This is a genomic window from Acetitomaculum ruminis DSM 5522 (assembly GCF_900112085.1).
GTDB classification, from domain to species: Bacteria; Bacillota; Clostridia; order Lachnospirales; family Lachnospiraceae; genus Acetitomaculum; species Acetitomaculum ruminis.
Window position 1 is genome coordinate 1 of record NZ_FOJY01000025.1, and the last position, 18,515, is coordinate 18,515.

Annotated in this window: 18 protein-coding genes; 13 read left to right on the top strand and 5 right to left on the bottom strand. The window is 34.0% G+C overall.

Going from position 1 to position 18,515, the window contains the following annotated elements; genetic code table 11:
• Positions 1 to 81: 81 nt before the first annotated feature.
• Positions 82 to 576, bottom strand: a complete 495-nt coding sequence (gene lnu(C), locus BM153_RS12295) for a lincosamide nucleotidyltransferase Lnu(C) (protein WP_019543803.1) — start codon at positions 574 to 576, stop codon at positions 82 to 84.
• A gap of 23 nt (positions 577 to 599) precedes the next feature.
• The gene (locus BM153_RS12300) at positions 600 to 1,637 is read right to left on the bottom strand and encodes an IS1595-like element ISSag10 family transposase (protein ID WP_002837184.1); all 1,038 of its coding nucleotides are present in this window, start codon (positions 1,635 to 1,637) and stop codon (positions 600 to 602) included.
• Between the two features lie 113 nt (positions 1,638 to 1,750).
• Here BM153_RS12300 and BM153_RS13780 point away from each other — a divergent pair, with 113 nt between their 5' ends.
• From BM153_RS13780 to BM153_RS12355, 11 genes are all read left to right on the top strand, one after another.
• Positions 1,751 to 2,197, top strand: coding sequence for a DUF8180 domain-containing protein (locus tag BM153_RS13780; RefSeq protein ID WP_092874503.1), 447 nt, complete (start codon positions 1,751 to 1,753; stop codon positions 2,195 to 2,197).
• 74 nt (positions 2,198 to 2,271) lie between these two features.
• Entirely contained in the window at positions 2,272 to 2,463 is a 192-nt protein-coding gene (locus BM153_RS12310; RefSeq protein WP_092874506.1) for a CooT family nickel-binding protein, read from the top strand.
• Between the two features lie 183 nt (positions 2,464 to 2,646).
• The gene (locus BM153_RS12315; RefSeq protein ID WP_242949151.1) at positions 2,647 to 3,468 is read left to right on the top strand and encodes a transporter substrate-binding domain-containing protein; all 822 of its coding nucleotides are present in this window, start codon (positions 2,647 to 2,649) and stop codon (positions 3,466 to 3,468) included.
• A 97-nt stretch (positions 3,469 to 3,565) separates the two neighbouring features.
• Positions 3,566 to 4,261, top strand: a complete 696-nt coding sequence (locus BM153_RS12320; RefSeq protein ID WP_092874509.1) for an amino acid ABC transporter permease — start codon at positions 3,566 to 3,568, stop codon at positions 4,259 to 4,261.
• Between the two features lie 28 nt (positions 4,262 to 4,289).
• The gene (locus tag BM153_RS12325; protein ID WP_143088311.1) at positions 4,290 to 5,012 is read left to right on the top strand and encodes an amino acid ABC transporter ATP-binding protein; all 723 of its coding nucleotides are present in this window, start codon (positions 4,290 to 4,292) and stop codon (positions 5,010 to 5,012) included.
• A 257-nt stretch (positions 5,013 to 5,269) separates the two neighbouring features.
• Complete coding sequence (locus tag BM153_RS12330) at positions 5,270 to 5,473, top strand: hypothetical protein (protein WP_092874512.1); 204 nt, start codon at positions 5,270 to 5,272, stop codon at positions 5,471 to 5,473.
• Positions 5,470 to 7,062: a peptide chain release factor 3 gene (locus tag BM153_RS12335; protein WP_092874515.1), complete on the top strand. Its 1,593-nt coding sequence runs from the start codon at positions 5,470 to 5,472 to the stop codon at positions 7,060 to 7,062. Before BM153_RS12330 ends, BM153_RS12335 begins: the two co-directional genes overlap by 4 nt.
• 354 nt (positions 7,063 to 7,416) lie before the next feature.
• Positions 7,417 to 8,499 (top strand): recombinase RecA, encoded by a 1,083-nt coding sequence (gene recA / locus BM153_RS12340; protein WP_092874518.1) that lies wholly within the window; start codon positions 7,417 to 7,419, stop codon positions 8,497 to 8,499.
• A 572-nt stretch (positions 8,500 to 9,071) separates the two neighbouring features.
• Positions 9,072 to 11,429, top strand: a complete 2,358-nt coding sequence (locus BM153_RS12345) for a GH25 family lysozyme (RefSeq protein WP_177205692.1) — start codon at positions 9,072 to 9,074, stop codon at positions 11,427 to 11,429.
• Between the two features lie 30 nt (positions 11,430 to 11,459).
• A complete protein-coding gene (locus BM153_RS12350; protein WP_092874525.1) occupies positions 11,460 to 12,560 on the top strand; it encodes a PP-loop family protein in 1,101 nt (366 codons plus the stop codon).
• A 1-nt stretch (position 12,561) separates the two neighbouring features.
• Complete coding sequence (locus tag BM153_RS12355) at positions 12,562 to 13,332, top strand: DeoR/GlpR family DNA-binding transcription regulator (RefSeq protein WP_092874528.1); 771 nt, start codon at positions 12,562 to 12,564, stop codon at positions 13,330 to 13,332.
• A gap of 77 nt (positions 13,333 to 13,409) precedes the next feature.
• On the opposite strand, the gene BM153_RS12360 is transcribed toward BM153_RS12355, so the two are convergent.
• Together BM153_RS12360 and trxA are read right to left on the bottom strand one after the other, a co-directional pair.
• Entirely contained in the window at positions 13,410 to 14,606 is a 1,197-nt protein-coding gene (locus BM153_RS12360) for an LL-diaminopimelate aminotransferase (protein ID WP_092874531.1), read from the bottom strand.
• A gap of 159 nt (positions 14,607 to 14,765) precedes the next feature.
• A complete protein-coding gene (gene trxA / locus BM153_RS12365; protein WP_092874535.1) occupies positions 14,766 to 15,083 on the bottom strand; it encodes a thioredoxin in 318 nt (105 codons plus the stop codon).
• Positions 15,084 to 15,405: 322 nt separating this feature from the next.
• On the opposite strand from trxA, the gene BM153_RS12370 reads away from it, so the two are divergent.
• The gene (locus BM153_RS12370; RefSeq protein WP_092874538.1) at positions 15,406 to 16,764 is read left to right on the top strand and encodes a S1C family serine protease; all 1,359 of its coding nucleotides are present in this window, start codon (positions 15,406 to 15,408) and stop codon (positions 16,762 to 16,764) included.
• 94 nt (positions 16,765 to 16,858) lie between these two features.
• On the opposite strand, the gene BM153_RS12375 is transcribed toward BM153_RS12370, so the two are convergent.
• Positions 16,859 to 17,380, bottom strand: a complete 522-nt coding sequence (locus BM153_RS12375) for a peptidylprolyl isomerase (RefSeq protein ID WP_092874541.1) — start codon at positions 17,378 to 17,380, stop codon at positions 16,859 to 16,861.
• A 90-nt stretch (positions 17,381 to 17,470) separates the two neighbouring features.
• Here BM153_RS12375 and BM153_RS12380 point away from each other — a divergent pair, with 90 nt between their 5' ends.
• Positions 17,471 to 18,400, top strand: coding sequence for a GNAT family N-acetyltransferase (locus BM153_RS12380; protein WP_092874544.1), 930 nt, complete (start codon positions 17,471 to 17,473; stop codon positions 18,398 to 18,400).
• Positions 18,401 to 18,515 lie beyond the last annotated feature (115 nt).

Genomic DNA, 18,515 nt, shown 5'->3' on the forward strand with positions numbered 1-18,515 from the left:
GGCTATGTCACAACAAACAGTTGATAAATAGCCATTTTTATAGGGGAGTATCAGAACTCCCCTACAAACTGTTATTTGCAGTTATCTATACTCATTTGGAATTTCGATATGAAGTGTCTCACACAATAACTTCACATCATGTGCATCATTTTCATCAAACTCGTATCCCAGATGGAACATTACTTGACTATATGGTTCAATACAGGAAACCTCTATTTCCTCAATTCTTCCTTTACCCGAAAAAGTTTCTACCGGAAAACAATCCCCATCATAAAGAATTTCACCTTCGTCCGTATATTCAAAACAATGCAAATCAATAATTCTGTTTTTCAAATCTTCCCATACAGTATGGTTCAATGTTGTATATTCCATCTTAATCTCATAAAAGCCATTAGCTTTCATTATTTCTATAAAGTTCTGATAATCGTTCTTTTCTACAAAAATGTCAATATCATTATGGGCTCTTGACTGATATCCAAGAAGAGCATCTACACCCCAGCCACCATCAAGAAAGACTTTAATCTCCGCATCTATTGCAAATTGAAGAATCTGTTTTACATCTGTTATATTGACCATCTTATCATCTCCACAAATTCTAATTAGGCGACCAGAGGAACTGCTGGTCTGTTTGATAAATCTCTGCATTTAGCAGTTTTCAATGTTGCCAAAACGAAAGTTAAGAAGATGTTCCTTTTCTCCATGTCGCTTTCTTTGGCGTAATTTACAAGGTTATTCCACACAAGATAGTTGTTCAGATACTTGGTAGAAACACCGTTAAAGCCACGCATAAACCTCTTTAGCTGGCTATGGTAGCTATTGATATGTTGGATATTATAAATGCCTTTCTTGGCTTTGCCAGTCTTTAACTGCACAAGGTCAATGCCATTGGCATTTGTAAATCTCACATAGGAGTTCATCTTGTCCGTAACAAGAGTGGAATTGGTCTTAATCCTACCATCATAAATATGATGTAAATCTCTTGTAGAAACTCTACCAGTATTCGTAATCTTGGAGATAGACAAGCCATTCCTATTAACCGCACAAGGAACACATACCTTTTCTTGGGACAAGCCTCTGATATGTGTAGAATGACCACGCTTATGAGCCTTGCGTGGCATAGCAAATGTCTTACTCTTGCTATGATTGCCCTTGTACGAGATGGCGAAAAAAGTTTCGTCAGCCTCAATAATACCGTCAAGGGTAACATCGTCTGCCATATTCTGAAGTGCATCCAAAATCTTGTGTCTCCAAAGGAATGCGGTGTTTCTGTGAATCCCACAAGCAACAGCAGTCTTACGAATGGATAAGCCATTCATCATACAATCAATGTACTGCTCCCACACGGACAAGTCTTTTCTTGTACCAGACACAATGGAGTTCGTAGCAATCACGAAGGACTTGCCACAATCCTTACATACATATCGCTGTGTGCCATCTTTACGATGACCATTGCGAACCACATGGATACAGCCACAAAGAGGGCATACACGACCATTTGCAAAGCGTTCCTTTGCTACGAAATCTTCAATATTCAAAGACTTTACAAAGGCAGGACTTAAAAGCATTGTTTTAAGGCTTTCCTGCTCTGCGACAGTCAACTTACCGATAATATCTAATGCGTCTTTGATAGTAGGCATATCCAATTACCTCCTTCGGTGGTACTGTTTCTTACTATTATTATACGCTATTTCTCGTCAAAAACCAACCATTTGTTGTGACAGAGCCAAATATAAAAAGCAGTGCTGAAAAAATGTCAGAAGAAAAATTAACTAACGAACATTGTCATCACCATGACCATGAACATACACATGCAGACGGAACAACACATACACATGAGGATGGAACAACTCATTGTCACGATCATGAACATCATCATCACGATCATGAGCATCATCATGACCATGAACATCATCACCACGATCATGACCATGAGCATCATCACCACCATGATCACGACCATGAGCATCATCATCATCACCACGATCATGATCATGGCAGCCAGACAAAGGCAGATAAGACTACAGCTTTATTAGAATACATGGTAGGACATAATAAAGACCATGCTGATGAGCTTGCAGTTATGGCTGATAAATTGGCTGAGAAAAATCCTGAAGCTGCTCAAAAGATTAAAGAGGGTGTTGCTAAATTCAATGAGGCAAATGTAATCTTTGAGGAAGCACTTAAATTGGTAAAATAGTAATTTGAACGCTTTTTTCGTTCATAAAACACCAGCGGAAAATCTCCGCTTTTGCATTTAAGGAGGCGAGTACTATGTGCCTTGCAACAGCATTTAGAAAGACACAGTCTCCAGACAAAATGATCTGTGAAAATATCAGCAAGATTTTTGTTGATGGAGACAAAATTACAATGGTGGATATAATCGGAGAGGAAATAGTTATTGAAGGAAAAATCTCTATGGTTGATCTTTCAAAAAGTATTGTTCTTATAGACCCATTGGATTAATAAAATTTCATATTCTGCGGGACTTTGAATTTTCAAAGTCCTTTTTTTTCGATTTTACTTGATAAATCTTATGCATAAATATATAATAAAGTTGTTGTATATGCATAAATTAAAGATTATTAAATTAAAACACAGCAAATATATCATTTGTTATATGCTGTTATGAAAAGAGGAGGAATTATTATGAAAAAATTAATCGCTTGTATCCTTATTGGTGTTACTGCTTTTTCCCTTGCAGCCTGTGGACAAAGCAAATCTTCAGACAAGGCTGCTTCTGATGGTAAGGCTACCGCAAAAATCGAATCCATGAAGGATTTAAATGGAAAGACTATAGGAGTTCAAACCGGTACCACTGGTGATTTGTATGTATCAGATGACCCTGAGTTGGCAGATGCTACCGTAGAGCGTTACAACAAAGGTTATGAGGCAGTTCAGGCTTTGGTTGAAGGAAAAATAGATGCCGTTGTTATTGATGACCAGCCGGCAGAAGTATTTGTTAGCCAAAATGAGGGTCTTAAAATTCTTGACGAAGAATACACAAACGAAGAATATGCTATGTGTCTTGCAAAAAATAACTCAGACCTTACAAAAGAAATCAACAAAGCTTTAAAAGAATTAAAAGATGACGGTACTCTTGATAATATCATTAAATATTACATTGACAATGAAAATGATGATGTAAAAAAATACGAAAAACAGGATGTTGAAAGAGATGGAGAACTTGTAATGGCTACAAATGCCGAGTTTCCACCATATGAGTACTATAGTGATGATGAAGCAGAAATAATGGGTATTGATGTGGATATTGCCCAGGCTGTTGCAGACAAACTTGGTAAAAATCTTAAAATTGAAGACATGGCATTTGATTCAATCATTGCAGCTGTATCTACCGGAAAAGCTGATTTTGGCGCAGCAGGTATGACAGTTACTGATGAAAGAAAAGAGTCTGTAGACTTTACAGATACTTATTGTACAGCGCGTCAGGTTATTATAATTAAAGAATAATAATAATACTAATAAAACAATTCTAAGCCGGCGGGCTTTATGCCTACCGGCTGATTTCGTTAAAAAATAAGTTGTTAAACAAAAACTGGAGGAAGAAATTTTGGATAATCTGTTACATGATTTATACAGAAATTTTATTGAAGGAAATCGTTATAACTATATTTTAAGTGGTTTGGGTGTTACCTTAAAAGTGACGGTATTTGCACTGCTTATAGGGGTTATTATGGGATTTTTGATAGCAGTGGTGCGTTCTACTTTTGAATTAAACGGTCAGCTTAAATTACTTAGTCTTATTTGCAAGATATATGTCACTATAATTAGAGGAACTCCTGTTGTTGTTCAGTTACTTATTATATATTTTTGTGTTTTCGCAGCAGTAGATATAAGTAAAACACTGGTTGCCATCATTGCATTTGGTTGTAATTCAGCAGCCTATGTTTCAGAAATATTCAGATCAGGTATTCTTTCAATAGATAAAGGACAGTTCGAGGCAGGAAGAAGTCTTGGCTTTAGTTACAGACAGACAATGTTTACCATAATAATGCCTCAGGCTATTAAAAATGTCATTCCTACCCTGGGTAATGAATTTATTTCTCTTTTGAAAGAAACATCCGTAGCAGGTTATATTGCTTTACAGGATCTTACAAAGGCCGGAGATATTATTAGAAGCCGTACATTTGACGCTTTTATACCATTGTTTACCGTAGCCGCAATCTACCTGATAATGGTGCTTATTTTAACAAAAATGGTAGCTGTTTTAGAAAGGAGACTCAGGGTAAGTGAGCGAAGATAATATTAAATTAAACAAAGACAAAGAAGTAATATTAAAGGTTAAAGATCTGGTTAAAATATATGGTGAAAATACAGTTTTAGACGGGATAAGCGAAGAAATTTATCGTGGCGAGGTTTTAGTAATAATAGGACCTTCCGGTTCTGGTAAATCTACCTTCCTTCGCTCATTAAATCTACTGGAAACTCCTACTTCAGGACATATTTATTTTGAAGGAACAGACCTTACGGATAAAAATACAGACCTTGATTTATTAAGACAGAAAATGGGAATGGTATTCCAGCATTTTAATCTTTTCCCACATATGACAATTCTTAAAAATCTCACTGTAGCACCTATGAAGCTTCAAAACAAAAGCCAAAAAGAAGCAGAAGCAGAGGCTATGAAACTTCTTAAAAGGGTAGGTCTTTCTGACAGGGCAAATGACTATCCTTCCCAGCTTTCCGGTGGACAAAAACAGCGTATTGCTATTGTCAGATCTTTAGCCATGGGACCGGATGTTATGCTTTTTGATGAGCCAACCTCAGCTCTTGACCCGGAAATGGTAGGAGAAGTTTTAGAAATTATGAAAGAACTTGCAAAAGAAGGAATGACAATGGTGGTTGTAACCCATGAAATGGGCTTTGCCAGAGAAGTTGCCAACAGGGTAATGTTTATTAACGAGGGAAAAATTGGAGAACAAAATACTCCGGAGGAATTTTTTGAACATCCCCAAAACCCTCGTTTAAAGGATTTTCTTTCTAAGGTATTGTAAAATTTATATCTATTGAAAATAAATATTGTCATTATTTTTTATAAAATATTGAAAATATCAGAAGGCATTGTGCAGATGCTGAAATGACTATATCATATCAGCCACAATGTCTTTTTATATTTATATGATTTTTTCGTTGATAAGAAATATTTTTTAAATTATTATATAAAAGCATCAATATTTAAGGGGAAAATATAAGGAAACAAGAAAAGCTTAAAAAACTGATTTAACTTGCTAAATAAAAGGAATGTGATAAAATGAATGAGTTTAGGGAAGCCTTGTCTGACTTTGTAAACAATTTTGCTTATACCGGTGCAATTATACACCTTGTAAACAGAGGATATAGCATTGATAGAATAATACGAGAAGAAAAAGTACCTTGTTCAAGAGAGCATATTGTAAAAGTCATTGAAAAAAACAAAGATAAAATTACAATAAGTTTGGAGGATTTTGAGTGGTGAAATCATTAAAAGAAGAAATAGAAAAAAGAAGAACATTTGCGATTATTTCCCATCCTGATGCCGGAAAGACTACCTTAACAGAGAAGTTTTTGTTATATGGTGGTGCTATAAATCTGGCAGGAAGTGTTAAGGGAAAAGCAACTGCAAGACATGCTGTATCCGACTGGATGGAGATTGAAAAAGAAAGAGGTATTTCCGTAACATCCTCAGCTCTTCAATTTAATTATGATGGATATTGTGTAAATATTCTGGATACACCTGGACATCAGGACTTCTCAGAGGATACTTACAGAACTCTTATGGCAGCAGACTCAGCAGTTATGGTTATCGATGGTTCTAAAGGTGTCGAGGCACAAACAAGAAAACTTTTTAAAGTATGTGCCATGAGACATATTCCTATTTTTACTTTTATTAATAAAATGGACAGAGATGCAAGGGACAGCTTTGATCTTATAGATGAGGTTGAAAAAGAACTTGGAATAGCAACCTGTCCTATAAACTGGCCTATTGGTTCTGGAAAAAACTTTAAAGGTGTATATCAAAGGGATAATAAAAAAGTGGCATTTTTCTTTGACACCGAAAAAGGAACCAAAGAAGGACAAGAAAAAGATATAGAACTTACATCTGCCGAAATAGATCAGTATTTAGATGAAGATGAAAAAGAAACTCTTTTAGGAGAGCTTGAATTATTAGATGGTGCAGCTGCAGAATATGATTTAGACAGGGTAAGAGCAGGAGAGCTTTCACCTGTATTTTTCGGGTCAGCTCTTACAAACTTCGGTGTGGAGATATTCTTGAAGCATTTCCTTAATATGACCACTCCGCCTACACCAAGACATTCTGATTTAGGAGTTGTTGATCCTTTTAGTGAAGACTTTTCAGCCTTTGTATTTAAAATTCAGGCAAATATGAACAAGGCTCACAGAGACAGAATCGCTTTCATGCGTATATGTTCAGGAAAATATGAAGCAGGTATGGAAGTAAACCATATTCAAGGAAACAAGAAGATAAAGCTTGCTCAGCCTCAGCAGCTTATGGCATCTGAAAGAAAGATTATTGAAAATGCCTACTCTGGAGATATTATAGGTGTATTTGACCCGGGTATTTTTTCCATTGGAGATACAATTACAACAAGTAAAGACAAGTTTAAATTTGATGGTATTCCTACCTTTGCACCGGAGCATTTCGCCAAGGTTCATCAGCTTGACACCATGAAAAGAAAACAGTTTGTAAAGGGTGTCAGCCAGATTGCCAAAGAAGGTGCTATCCAGATTTTCCAGGAATACAACATGGGTATGGAAGAGATAATAGTGGGAGTTGTAGGTGTCCTTCAGTTTGAAGTATTAAAATATCGCCTTGAAAACGAATACAAAGTTGAAATCAGAATGGAAAACCTTCCTTACGAATACATAAGAAAGGTTAAAAATCCTGATATTGATATAAATAAAATCAACGGAACTTCAGATATGAAACGAATCAGTGACCTTGACGGAAATCCAATGCTTCTTTTCGTAAACAGCTGGAGCATAGGCATGACCTTAGACAGAAATGAGGGACTTGAATTAGAGGAGTTCGGAATTAACCAGTAAATTTTTAATAATTGGGCCTTCGGGCCCTTTTTTTTCTTGCAAAATCCTTTATTTTATAATATTATTAATTAGGTGTGTGTAACATCGGTTGTCAGTATCGCTATATATCTTAGCATTTTTCCTTTATAGAAATTATAGAAAGAACGTTGACAAAACATTTGTTTTGTTATATTATACAAAAGGATGCGAACAAAGGTTCAAGTGTCGGATTAATAGAAGTTTTTGGGGATATGAATTTGTCCCGGTTGTAGCTTACTATAAAAAGACTTTTTGTATATGTATTATACTTAAGAATAATAAATATAATAATTGAAAAAAACATAAGAAATAACAATTACGATAGGAGAAAATTTGATGAGAACAGATACAAAAAAAGAAATCAGCCATGAAGAAAAATTAAAGGCATTAGAAGCTGCTGTTACAAAGATAGAAAAAGACTTTGGAAAAGGTTCTATTATGAAACTAGGTGATTCCAGAGCAAATATGGACATTGAGACAGTTCCTACAGGCTCTTTAAGTCTTGATATTGCATTGGGACTTGGTGGTATTCCAAAGGGAAGAATCGTTGAAATTTATGGTCCTGAGTCTAGTGGTAAAACCACAGTTGCTCTTCATATGGTGGCAGAAGTACAAAAAAGAGGCGGTATTGCAGGTTTTATAGATGCTGAGCACGCCTTGGATCCTGCATATGCTAAGAACATAGGCGTTGACATTGATAATTTATACATTTCACAGCCGGATTGTGGTGAGCAGGCTTTAGAAATTACTGAGATGATGGTCAGATCCGGAGCTGTTGATATTATTATTGTGGATTCAGTAGCAGCATTAGTTCCAAGAGCTGAGATTGACGGAGATATGGGAGACTCTCATGTGGGACTTCAGGCAAGACTTATGTCCCAGGCTCTTAGAAAGCTTACTTCCATTGTTAATAAATCAAAATGTGTTGTTATTTTCATAAACCAGCTTCGTGAAAAAGTGGGAGTAATGTTTGGAAATCCTGAAACTACAACCGGTGGACGTGCTCTTAAATTTTACTCTTCCCTAAGACTTGATGTAAGAAGAGTAGAAGCTTTAAAACAGGGTGGAGAGGTTATCGGAAACCACACCAGAATAAAAGTTGTTAAAAATAAAATTGCACCACCTTTTAAAGAGGCAGAATTTGACATTATGTTTGGAAAGGGTATCTCAAGAGAAGGAGATATTATTGATCTTGCAGCAGACCTTGACATCGTTAATAAGTCCGGTGCCTGGTATGCTTATAACTCCGAAAAGATTGGCCAGGGTAGAGAAAATGCAAAGACCTTCTTAAGAGAGCATCCAGATATTATGGATGAAATAGAAAAGAAAGTTCGTTTACATTATCATTTAGATGCAGCAACAGAAGAAAATACAGCTAATACTGAAGAAGAAACTGCAAAATCATCAGATTCTGAGTAATGATTAATCATCAATTATATTAGTAAGTATTACATTCCTTTTTCATAAAGATGCAAAGGGGATAACAATAAAGAAGTATTGCAAAATATTTGGCGGATGACTTGTTTATGATACATCATCCGCCTTTTTTGTTAAAACATACCATATCGATGAAAAATATCGATAAATCAAACACATCATATAAAAAAACTAATAGAACAAAATAAACCATATCGAAAAAATAATACTAATACAGCAAACCCATCATATCAAAGTATAAAAATCAGATATGGTAAAACACACCATATCTAATTTATTTATAAATAATAATTTATGTAAAACACTTAATATTTTAAAACTATTCCAGAAAAATAATAATGTAGATTTCTACGCATAAAAGATTCACAACTAATAAATTCCCTGGTAAATCACTCAATTTAAGAATATGTATATAAATCTTCTATTAAATATGATACACTTAAAATGTTCGCTTAAAAAATAAAATATAAAATCAAAGAAATATTTAAAAATTCTTACTGAGAATTCAGAAAATTCATGAATATAATCACAAAAAAATGTATGAGGAGGATACAATGAAAAAAAGATTTATAGCAATTCTTTTATCAGCAAGTTTACTGTTCACATCAGTTTCCGCGTCAAGTGTAATTGAAAGTAATGCAAAAACCAAGGAAAATGAAGTTGTTACCCTTGATGAAACAAGAGCAATGACGGCAGATGAAAAACTGTCTGCACCGGTTTTAAAAATGTCATCCGTAAGCTATGACAGTGTTACATTAAAATGGACTATGGAAAATATTTCAGAGGTAGCAGGATACAATATCTATGAAATTCCATATTCCAAAATAGATAATTATAAGAAAAACGACTTAAAACTAATTGCAAAAGTCGAAAGTGGAGCTACTTTTACATATACTGTTTCAGACCTTGAAAATGCAAAAAATTATTATTATTTGATTTGTGCTTATGATAGTAATAAAACTGAAGGAAACTATTCCGAATATGTTAAAGCTACAACAAAAACCCTTGGGGTTAGCACTTTAAAGTCTATTACTAATATCAGTAATACCAGCGTAAAACTTAACTTTTCAAAGGTTTCAGCAGCTACTGCTTATGAGATTTACAGATCAAACTCCAAAACATCCGGATTTAAGCGGATTGCTACCGTAACAACCACAAATTATTTAGACGAAAATCTAACCTGTGGAAGAACTTATTATTACAAAATAAGAACAGTTAAAAACAATAATCTTTCAGAATTTTCAAATGTTTTATCCATAAAGGCAAAACCTGCGAAAATAAAGGTTACTTTAAGATATGATTCAGCCCTTTCTTATGTAAGGATAAATTTTAAAACTGTTGAAGGGGCTACAGGTTATACTGTTTATAAATCTTTATCAAAAGATGGTAGTTTTAAACGAATAGCTAAAATAAAAAGTGGAAAAGAATTAACCTTTATAGACAAGGATGTAAAAAAAGGTCAGAAATATTATTATATGGTCAAGGCCTATAAAACCACAAAAACATATGGAAATATATATTCAGACTCTAGTGTAGTAAAAACAGTAAAAATGATACCCAAGGCAGTAGATAATTTAAATGCTGCAAGCAGTACTTATAACAGCGTAAAACTTACCTGGAAGGCATCCTCAAAGGCTGAAGGTTACAGAATTTATTATTCAACAAACAAAGAAGGAAGTTATACTTTAGCAGCTGATATAAAAGGTCAGTCTAAGACTGCTACCATCGTAAGTTCACTAAAATGCGGGAAAAAATATTACTTTAAGGTAAGGGCATACCAAAAGGATGATAATAACAAAAAAATTATTGGTTATTCATCTGAGATTAAATGTACAAAACCTGTTCCTTCCGCACCAAGTGTTAAAATAACCGCATCAGCTTCCAATAAACTTATCCTCAGCTGGAAAAAAGTCGCAGGAGCCAAAAGTTATGTAGTTTTAAGACGTCTTGTGGGAGAAAGCTCCTATAAAATCGTAAAAGCAGGTTTAACAAACACAGAATTTACAAATTCTAAACTTAAGGCAGGACAAAAATATGTATATAAAGTTTATGCTATTAGAGGTTTGGTAGTAGGAAAGTATTCAAAAGCAGTCTCAAAAATGGCAGTTTCTTTGGATGTAAGTGTTACAAGCACATCTATTCTTAAGGGTGGAAAGCTTAAAATAACAGCTACAGCGTCCCCAAAAGCCACAGTAAAATGGTCAAGTTCAAAAACTTCAGTTGCAACGGTTTCAAGCAAAGGTGTTGTTTCTGCTAAAAAGAACGGAACAGCTTATATTTATGCCAAGGCAAATGGCATACAAAAGAAAATTAAGGTTGTAGTATTTACACAGATAAACGGTATAGATGTATCCAAATGGCAGGGAAGTATAAACTGGAGCCAGGTTAAGGCAAGTGGTATAGGTGCAGCTATTTTACGAGTTGGCTCAGGAAATAATGTGGCAAGTCAGGATGATCCTACTTTTGCAACAAATGCCAATGGCTGTCAGTCAGTGGGAATGAGCTATGGTGTATATATTTATTCATATGCTTTAAATATTTCCGAAGCTGTAAGTGAGGCAGATCATGTGGCAAGGATGCTTAAGGGAAGAAGTTTATCTTATCCTATATTTTTAGACATGGAGGATGGCTCGCAGGGAGCTCTTTCCAATAGCCAGATTTTAGATATTGCAAAGACCTTTATCGGAACATTAAGAGATAAATACGGTTATACCAATGTTGGTATTTATGCAAATTATTATTGGTGGACAACTAAGCTTACAGACAGCTATTATGATGGTTATAAACGCTGGGTTGCCAGATATAACAGCTTTTTAGGTTATAATAAAAGCTACTTTGGATGGCAGTATTCTTCAACAGGAAGAGTAGCGGGAATTGCCGGAAATGTTGACATGGATTATTTTTACGGATAAAAACAAATATCAGATTTTTTGGAGATAGAAATGAAAGAGATAAGACCCGATGAACTAGAATTATTGAGTAAGGATTCATATATTTTAATTGATTTAAGAGATGAAGTATCTTTTAATAACGGTAGGCTTCCAGGGGCAGTCAGGCTTTCTGAAAGCCTGGTTATTGAACAATATAAGGAATATGAGGGAGATAAAACACTCATAATATATTGTTTAAGGGGAGAAGCAAGTAGGAGAGTTGTTGAAGAACTGGAAGAATATGATGTAGAAGCCGTAAGTTTAAAAGGCGGTTATAATGCCTGGCTTTTAAACAAAATACAAAAAGAAGAAATAAAAGACAATATAGACGAATGTATAACAAGTTTATACAATGAAAAAATATACACAAAATTTGAAAAAGCGATAAAAGATTACCAATTAATATCAGCCAAAGATAAAATTGCGGTTTGTATTTCCGGTGGAAAAGATTCCATGCTTATGGCAAAGCTTTTTATGATATTAAAAAGTAAAAACGAATATGACTTTGAACCGGTTTTTCTGGTAATGGACCCGGGATACAATTCGTTTAATCGCAAGGTAATTGAAAATAACGCAAAAAAATTAGAAATACCTATTGAAATATTTGAAACCCAAATATTTGACTCTGTGGATAATATAGAAAAATCCCCCTGTTATATTTGTGCCCGTATGAGAAGGGGGTATTTGTACAACGAAGCCAAATTAAGAGGCTGCAATAAAATAGCCCTTGGGCATCACTATGATGATGTAATTGAAACAATTCTTATGGGAATGTTGTATGGAGGCCAGGTTCAGACCATGATGCCAAAGCTTAGAAGTACTAATTTTGAAGGCATGGAGCTTATAAGACCTCTTTATTACATAAGAGAAGATGACATTATTGATTTCAGGGATTATAATGGACTTAATTTTATTCAATGCGCCTGTCATTTTACAGAAACTTGTGAGACCTGTCATACGGACGGTACCACCAGTTCAAAAAGACTTGAGACGAAGAAACTGATTGCAAGATTAAAAAATGACATTCCTGATGTGGAAGAAAATATTTTTAGAAGCGTAGAAAATGTTAATTTAAACGGAATTGTAAAATATAAAAATAAAAAGGGTGAGTAAAGTGCTTGCAGAGGAAAGAAAAAATCTCATAGAGGAGAAAATTAATCAAACAGGGGTTGTTAAGGTTTCTGAGCTGAGCAAATATTTAAAAGCTACAGAAGCTACAATAAGGCGGGATTTAGAAGAATTACAGTTGGAAAACAAGTTAAAAAGAACTCATGGAGGAGCCATATCCATTAATCCGGTTAATGAAAATCATATGCCGGCACAAGATCAAATAAAATGCCTTAAGGAAAAGCAGGCTATTGCCCAAAAAGCATATGAGTATATTAATGATTTTGACACTATTTTGTTCGATGGTTCAAGCACAGTATTAGAGCTATGCAAACTGGTAGCTAAGGGGGATAAAAAAGGAATAATAGTTGTTACCAATTCTCTGGGAGTTGCCAATGTATTGTCAAATAAAAAAGATATCACGGTAATAACCATTGGTGGAGAGATGCGTTATGCTATAAATTCTACTGTGGGGCAATTTGCGGAAAGAGTAGTAAAAGATTTAAGAGTAGAAAAAACTTTTATGGGTGTGAATGGTATAGATGCCTCATATGGATATTCCATAACATTTTTTGAAGAAGCATCCCTAAAAAAATTGATGCTAAAAAATGCCAAGGAAACTTTTGTGCTGGCTGACCACACCAAGTTTGGTGAAACTTATCTGGCTAAAGTAGCTGATTTTAACGGAGGAGTTCATAACCTTGTTACAGATAAACTGGTTAAAGATTTTGATTATGAATTCATTAAAGAAAATGTAAATTTAATAGTAGCAGGATAAATAAATCCCACATATCAAACGCATTAAGCTTAAGATATGTGGGATATTTTTTAATTATATATCTTGAATAATCTAAATTATAAAAGTTTATTTAGTCTTTCGATAGCCTCTATGGTATTTTCTCTGTTTCCAAAAGAGGTAAGACGGAAATAGTGAGTTCCATTTTTACCAAATCCTGCTCCAGGTGTACCTACAATCTGAGCGTTATTTAAAAGATAATCAAAGAAATCCCATGATTCCATATTATTAGGACACTCAAACCAGATATATGGGGAGTTTATACCACCGTAAAAGCGTATATTTTTTTCTTTAAGACACTCTGCAATAAGTCTTGCATTTTCTTTATAATAAGCAATATTTTCCTGACACTGTGCCATACCTTCTTTTGTAAAGGCCTTGGCTGCACCCTTTTGAACAATATAAGAAGCACCGTTAAATTTTGTGGACTGTCTGCGGTTCCACATAGCATTAAGGCTCATTTCTTTTCCGGTGGAAGAGGTGAATTTAAGGTCTTCAGGAACAATGGTATAACCGCATCTTGCACCGGTAAATCCTGCTGTTTTAGAAAGTGAACAAAACTCGATAGCACATTTTTTAGCCCCTTCAATTGCAAAAATACTTCTTGGAAGGTCTGGATCTGAAATAAAAGCTTCATATGCAGAGTCAAAAAGAATAATTGCATCGTTTTCTAATGCATAATCAACCCATTCCTTAAGCTGTGCATGATTATAAACAGCACCTGTAGGATTGTTAGGTGAACAAATATAAATAATATCTGCGTGAACATTTTTATCAGGCATTGCAAGAAAATCATTCTTTTCCGAAGCATCCATATAGGTGATTTCTCTGCCGTTCATCATATTTGAATCAACATATACTGGATAAGTCGGATCTGGTATAAGGATAACATTTCCAGGTCCAAACATATCAGTTATATTACCTGTATCACTTTTGGCACCATCTGAGATAAATACCTCCTCAGCAGTAATATCAACGCCATTTCTCTTATAATAATCTACAATTGCCTCTCTTAAAAACATATAACCGTGTTCCGGACCGTAGCCCATAAAAGTTTCAGCTTTTGAAAGATCATTTACACCTTCATGTAATGCATCTATAACTTCGCTTCCTAAAGGTAATGTAACATCTCCGATACCAAGGGATATTACATTCTTATCAGGATTTTCTTTTTTATATTTATTTACTCTGTTGGCTATTTCTGAAAATAGGTAGCTCTCTTTTAAATTTAAATAATTTTCATTTAACTTTGGCATTTTAAAACCTCCTAATTCTTTTAAAAAATCATAGCAAAATAAAAAGACGGTGTCAATGAATAAAAATACAGCTCAACTAAATATTTACTTATAATCATCTTTGATTAGTGTTAAGTAACATCCAAGTCGAGCTGTATAAAAAAATATTCGTTAATGAAATCATTGTGCATCAATAAATTCTATCAATTCCTCCTTAGGTATAGCACCTATAGAAGTTTTTACGACTTCGCCATTAATAATAAGAAGAAGAGCCGGAATACTCATTATCTTAAATTTTCTAGCTATTGCCGGATAATCATCAACGTTAAGTTTACAAGTTTTAAGACTTCCTTCACGTTCAACCGCTATTTCATCCACCAAAGGGGACATCATCTTACATGGTCCACACCATGATGCCCAAAAATCAATGAGTACCGGAAGGTCTGAAGCCATTACTTCTGAATCGAAGTTCTCATCAGTAATAGTAACAACTGACATAATATTCCTCCTTTTTTTATATTTTTAAATAAACTTTTAATTAAAAAACTACCCATATAAATCATAACAAAGACAGTTGAAAAGTCAATACACTTACCCCCTTTTTTAATAAAATGTTTAGTCATTTCTTAGGAATTCTTTAAAAAGACATAGAATATTCTGATAATTGCGTAAACATATTTTTGTTATAAATTGTTCAAGAAATAGACACAGTTTTTAAATATAATCAAAAACATAAAAGTTGTAATAAGGCTGTCAAAAAAATGCTTCTTTTATAAGAGCCTCTAAACAGCTTATTAAAAATCTTTTAGGAGGAATAAAAATGTCGGAAATAAATAATACAAATAACACTCGTAAAAAAGGTTATAAAACTTTGGCAATAGTTTTATCATTGGCACTTCTTGCCGGTATCAGTGGTGGAATCGGTTACGAATACGAACGAAATCAAATAAAAAATAAAAACAATTCAGAATTGGATTTAAACAGCTCTGCTAACAAATCCAGTGCCATAAAAAAGGTTTCTCTGGTTACAAACAATTCAGACTATGATCTTTCAGAAGTAGTGGAAAACACAATGCCATCCATAGTGGCAGTTACCTGCTCACAATATATTTCAAACAGTGCGGATTCATTTTTTGATTACTTTTACAATTATGATAATCGCAATGACCAGGGTAGGGAAGGAAATACCTTCAGTGCCTTTGGTAAGGGCGAAAATGATGAATTTACAGAAAAAAAAGATAATAAAGAAAATAAAGACAATGATGAGGAAGATTCAAATCTTCAGGAATCTTCAGCAGGAAGTGGAATAATAATTGGTCAGGACAGTAAAAAAGTTTATATTGTTACTAATTATCATGTAATTGCAGATGCAGATTCCGTAAAGCTTACCTTCAATGATGAGTCAGAATTAAAATGCGAGGTAACAGGTTATAATGAGGCTTCTGATTTAGCCGTATTAGAGGTAAACATATCAGATATTCCTCAAAAAACCCTGAAAAATATTAAGATTGCTTCCATTGGAAGTTCGGAATCAGTGGACGAAGGAGAAAGTGTTATCGCCATAGGAAATGCCCTGGGATACGGACAATCAGTAACTACAGGTATTGTATCTGCCAGCAGCAGAATAGTTCAGCTATCAGATACTGCCATGAATCTTATTCAGACAGATGCGGCTATTAATCCGGGAAACAGCGGTGGTGCCCTTTTAAATGCCAGTGGTCAGCTTATTGGTATTAACTCTGCAAAATATGCAGCAGATGATGTGGAAGGAATGGGATTTGCCATACCGATTTCAGACGCTGTTCCTAAAATAGAAGCCATAATAAACTCAACTGACCTAGATGCTTCTTCCAATGAAGGTTATTTAGGAGTTATTGGGGCAGATGTTGAAAATACCTATCAAAATATCTATGGTATGCCGGCAGGAGTTTATATTTCACAGGTTGATAAAGATTCACCTGCAGAAAAAGCTGGTCTTTACCAGGGAATGATTATTACGGAATTTGATGGAAAAAGTGTAACCTCCATGGAAGTGTTATCAGCTCTTATAAAGGCTCACAAACCAAATGATACAGTGACCATGACCGTTAAAGTGGCTAATATGGGAAAATATGAAGAACAAAAAGTGACAGTTACATTAGGAAGTTCATCTCAAGCCAATACCGGTTATAATAACTAGACAAGGAGAAGTTTTTTAAATGAAAAAGTACCACATACCTTTGAATAATTCATGGGTATGTGGCACTTTGTTTTTTAAGAAAATCAATAATTAATTACATTTTTTCCGGTTCCGGATAATCAACACCGAATGTCTCTACAGTGACAGTTTTCATTACCTGATCTACTAAAGGTCTGTCAGAGTAATCTGTATCAGTAGTAGCAATTTTGTCTACATTTTCCATACCTTCAATAACTTTACCGAAACCTGCATAAGAACCATCAAGATGTGGTGCATCCTTATGCATGATAAAAAACTGTGAACCGGCTGAATCCGGCATCATGGTACGAGCCATTGATAAAACTCCTGCTGTATGAAGAAGTCTGTTGTCAAAACCATTGATATTAAATTCACCTGCTATGGAATAACCAGGACCTCCCATTCCGGTTCCATCCGGATCTCCACCCTGAATCATAAAACCATTTATAACTCTGTGAAAAATAATTCCGTCATAATAATGTTTTTTAACAAGACTGATAAAATTATTAACTGTATTTGGAGCCATATCCGGATACAATTCGGCTTTAATAATATCTCCGTTTTCCATTTCAATTGTAACAATTGGATTCTGTGCCATTTTAATTTCCTTTCTTCCCTTGAATTTATTTGATAAGTGGTATTATTATATCATATAAATAAAGAATAAAACAAACTTAGAGGTTTAGAAATGACTAATAAGGAATACATACTAAAAAATGTAATTATATATTATGAGGAAATCAGCAAAAAAGTAAGGCACAAGGAAAAGTTTTTTACTGATTTTACTTATTTTTTCAGGACTCTGAATGAAAATAATATAAGCATTTTTTTAATCTTCAACGATAAAAAATATGAAGTTACGACAGATAACGAAATAAAAGAGTTAAAAAGAGACATAGATTTTAAGTATGACGATTCTATAATTATTTCTGCAAACAGACAAAATATTGATAATTGGGTAGAAAAAAACTTTTCGGTTATTGAATTTATAGGGGATAAAAATATGGAAGAAGATTTTTCAAAAGCAAAAGTGGCTATTACAAAATTCGATGGAATAGATTATTCATTTTTAAAAAAGCATTTTGGCAGGCATTTTAATCTTCCCTGGGAAGTTTTGGAAACTGACAGACTTATTATAAGAGAACTTGAAATAGCAGACATTGATAGATTATATGAAATCTATAATGATGACGATATAGTCAGATATACCGAATCCTTGTTTGAAGATAAAGACATGGAAATAGAATATCTTAAGGGATACATTGAAAACATATATAAATTCTTTGATTTAGGCATCTGGGGTATTGTTTTAAAAGATGAAAATCTCCTTATAGGAAGGGCAGGCATAGATGTTAAGGCTGACGATAAAGGAGAAAGTATTTATGAAATAGGTTATCTTATTGATAAAAAATATCAACAACAAGGTTATGCATACGAAAGCTGTCTGGCAATAATCAACTATTGCTTTGAAAACACAGGGATAGAAAAAATAATATGTATTATTGAAAAAGAAAATATTGCTTCTTTAAAACTGGCAAAAAAATTAGGCTTTCAATTTGAAGATTTTATAGAAAAAGATGGAAAGCTTCTTGAAAGATACATTATTGTAAAAGAATAGAAAAAATGATATACTACTGTACTATGGATTATTTTGAACTTAAGTGTCAAAATGTGATCATTAAGTTCATGAGAAAGTAGCAAAGCGGATTTAAAAGACCCGCTTTACATTTACT